This is a genomic window from Ruminococcus sp. 210702-SL.1.03, assembly GCF_020559915.1.
Classification (GTDB): Bacteria; Bacillota; Clostridia; order Oscillospirales; family Ruminococcaceae; genus YE71.
In genome coordinates this window covers 1-3,581 of the sequence record NZ_JAJCLZ010000064.1, presented here as the reverse complement: position 1 = coordinate 3,581, position 3,581 = coordinate 1, and the positions used below count along the sequence as shown (strand labels likewise).

3 protein-coding genes and 1 pseudogene are annotated in these 3,581 nt (G+C 51.0%); all 4 read left to right on the top strand.

Annotated features, from left to right (window positions below; all coding sequences use genetic code 11):
- Nucleotides 1–29: 29 nt before the first annotated feature.
- The gene (locus LI114_RS13210) at nt 30–293 is read left to right on the top strand and encodes a hypothetical protein (protein WP_227221060.1); all 264 of its coding nucleotides are present in this window, start codon (nt 30–32) and stop codon (nt 291–293) included.
- Complete coding sequence (locus LI114_RS13205; RefSeq protein ID WP_227221059.1) at nt 290–982, top strand: hypothetical protein; 693 nt, start codon at nt 290–292, stop codon at nt 980–982. Before LI114_RS13210 ends, LI114_RS13205 begins: the two co-directional genes overlap by 4 nt.
- Before the next feature lie 1,039 nt (nt 983–2,021).
- Nucleotides 2,022–2,099 (top strand): annotated as a pseudogene (locus LI114_RS14395) (DUF4316 domain-containing protein); the annotation flags it as partial.
- A gap of 1,026 nt (nt 2,100–3,125) precedes the next feature.
- Nucleotides 3,126–3,551, top strand: coding sequence for a hypothetical protein (locus LI114_RS13195; RefSeq protein ID WP_227221058.1), 426 nt, complete (start codon nt 3,126–3,128; stop codon nt 3,549–3,551).
- Nucleotides 3,552–3,581: the final 30 nt, after the last annotated feature.

The following is a 3,581-nucleotide window of genomic DNA, read 5'->3' as shown; positions in this document are numbered from 1 at the left end:
CTGCTTAACTTCAAATCCTTGCGGTCAATGTGTCAAGTTTTATTGACAAAATCATCTATGAGTTCATGATGGACAGTTCGCAGACCGCCCGTTTCTATGACCTTGTGAACAAGTCACTTGCGGTCGCTGACCTCCCGAATGTGGCGAAGCTCATTGGCACTCCCGTTCGTGAGCTGAGGTCGCTCCCTCGCCGTATTCAGGAGAATGTATGCGGTGCGTATGCAATGGAGTACGATGCCGACAGCACCAATACTGACCTTATCGACACGATCAGGGAGATGATCGCACCGTGACAGATTTCCCGTATATCGGCGGTATCGAAGTCTCCGCTATCCAGAACCGTGAGTTTATCCGCATTGAAACGGACAAGGCGCAGGCTATCGTGGTGGCTCTCGACAAGAGCAATATTCCTTTTTCTGCCCGATTCGGTGATGCCGAAATGGTGCTGACCTATGACGGCAGCTACAAGGAACAGGTCGAGGAGATCATCGCAAAGGCACAGTCCGGCGACTATGAAGCATTGCTCCGTGAGCTGCAAGTTTACGGAGTGCCTGACGGCTATTATCGGCTGCTCGGTGAAGTAGCGGAGCTTCTGAACACAACTGTGAGCTTTTTGCAGTCCCGTCCCGATGAAGTTCAGCTATTGCTCTGTAAGTTCTATGTTGACCTGTGGCTCTGCGACAAGGCTACACTTCAGCGTGAGCTTGACCGTATTATCACGGTCAACGGCAGAACGCTCTCGGATATTTCGGAGTATGAACGAAAAAAGGTTCAGGAGAAAACTCCTGCCGAACCTGTGCAGACGGCAGACAAAGTTCCCACATTTGAGGAGCTTTATGATGCTTATCAGCGCCGTCATGTCAATGACCACTTTACAAGAGAAGCCCATAAACATCTGGCTGAGATCGCCCGACGCAGACAGCGTGACGAACAGGAGCGTATCATTCAGACAGAAGAAAGAGAAAGGAAGAACAGACCATGAAGAAGTTTATCATCATCGGAAGTGCCGTTGTTACGGCTGTGACCACAGCGGTTATCATCATCGTGAGAAAGAGAAAGTGAGGTAGCCTATGCCCGTACAGGACAATGACGATAAGAGAACCGCCGACCAGCCTGCGGTCGATGCGGAGGAAGAACTGAGAAGAAAACAGGCGCAGGCGCAGGAACAGCAGCAGGAGGAGTCCGGCGCTCAGAAGTCGGGAAAACTTCTTCCTTTTCTGAACGCAAAGGCGGAGCATCATCAGAGCCGTATCGACTCTATTGACGAAAAGATTGCCAATCAGACGGACAGGATCGACCGCAACAAGGCGAAGATCGAAGCATTGTCTGCAAAAGCTGACAAGCTCGAAGATACGAACCGTATGCTGAAAGCCACTATCGGCAATCTGCCAGGTATCCGCACTCTCATCGCTAACAACGAGAAGCGTATTCAGGCTATCCGTGAGGTGAAAATTCCGAAGCGGCAGGAGAAGATAGATCAGGGTTGGAAGAAAATCGACACCCTGACCGCAAAGCGTGACCGTATCGAACACAAGCTGAACCGTGTGATCGCTCTCAATGACACGATCAAGAGCTTCGGTATCCACTTCAACAAGGAGCGCCGTGAAGCCTTTGCCGATGCAATGACAAGGCTGAACAGCTCGACCGTGGACTGCCTGAGCGACAAGAAAGCAACGCTTGAAGCGAAAAGACAGGATATTCTTGACACTTATAACGCTCCTGAAACAAGTGCCGTTGACAAGCTCAAACTTGGTGAACAGCTCAAGGGCGTGAATGAGCGTATCGGCGCACTGGAAAGCAAGATCATGAAGCTCGCCCGTCCCGAAGCGCACTACGAGGAGCAGACCAATGACCAGCTCGATGCTTCTATGGTTCTCACTGGAGAAAAGCTCGGTGAAATGGTGCAGAACGGCACAATGGATATGCCTTCTCTTGCTGAGGGTGCTGTGCAGGCGGCACAGGAAGTTGAAACGCTCGACAGGTCAAAGGTTGCTGAACTTGCCGACCAGCTTGGTATCCAGCCGCTTGCCAATGCAGAAATGCAGATGGAAGATGATTACAACATGATTGACGGTATCATCAACAACGGCAGCAAAGAGGATATTGACAAGGCAAAGGCAGAGCTTGCAGAGGGTATCAAGTCTATGGAAAGCCTTGCAGACAATCCTTTCGTTTCTGAGGAAGTCCGTGCTTCTGCGGCTGATGAGCTTGCAAAAATGAAGAAACAGCTTGAACTGCTTGACAGTGCCGATGAAGTCCAGGTGGATAGCTGGCTCTCAGCTATGATCGAGAATGGCGATGCAGTCCTCACCGATGACGGCGGTTTCAAGGTCAACCCCGATTATTACAAGGAGTTGCCGAGAAATGATCGTCATGTGGAGACTATGACGGAAATTCAGGCGGTCGAGGTCATGTCCGCATTGACTGCCGCAGGCGTGGCATATTCCGCTGCTACTAAGGGTGAGGATAAGGTCGGCATTACTGTTTCTAAAGCTGATGTTCCTGCCCTGAATGATGTGATGTACGCTTCTATCGGCAAGATCGCCCATACAGAAGCCGCAAAGGAAAACGGCGGTAAGGGCGAAAAGGGCAAGTATCAGACGATCAATCCCGAATACTATGCATCGCTCGGCAAGGACGATAAGCACACCCGTGTTGAGCCTATCGGAACTGCACGGAAGATCGTGGCAGAGCTGCAAAAGCAGAATATCCCGTATTCAGCGGTAGTCCGCAAGAATGACACGGTGGCGGTCACAGTCTCTAAGGCGAATGCCGAAGCCTACAAGCAGATTGAGAGTGCTGTCAAGGGCGAAAGAGCCGTGGAGTATGTCAATCCCGACTTTTTCAAGTCACTTCCAAAGCAGGAGCGTTTTACGCAGCGTATGGACGAGGGGCAGGCTCGGAAAAAGTCGGCAGAGCTGACCGCAAAGGGCGTGGAACATTCTGCGGTGTTCGGCGGTGAAAAGTCCGCTGTCACAGTTGCAAAGAAGGACTCACAGAGGGCTTTCTTCTCCCGTGGCAGGATGCAGCGTGACGCACAGCGTATCAGCGGTCGAGGACAGCAGAAGCCTCAGCAGAGAGAACAGACACCCAAAAAGAGAAAGAATCAGGGGCTTGAATAATAGATGAGAATTACTGACGAACAGAAAGAAAGGGCGGCATTTGTCAATCTTCCTCAGTTCCTCATGGCTCACGGCTTTGACCTGAAAAAAGTCGGCAGAGAGTATGTGTGGAAGAATCACGATAGCCTGCACATCAAGGATAACGGTCCAGGTGAGCGTGGTGCGTGGTTTCGTTTCAGCGAGGACAAGGGCGGCGATAACATCGGATTCCTGCGTGAATACATGGGAATGTCCTTTGTTGATGCGGTCGAAGCCCTCACAGGCGAACACATTGACCGCATCTATACTCCGTCCCGCACATACGAACAGAAGCCGAAAACAGTAACGGCAAGGGAGCTTTCCCTTGCCGAAGCTGACAATGCAAGGCGTGTGTTTGCGTACCTGTGCAAGACCAGAGGGCTTGACTATGATTTTGTCAATAAAACTTGACACATTGACCGCAAGGATTTGAAGTTAAGC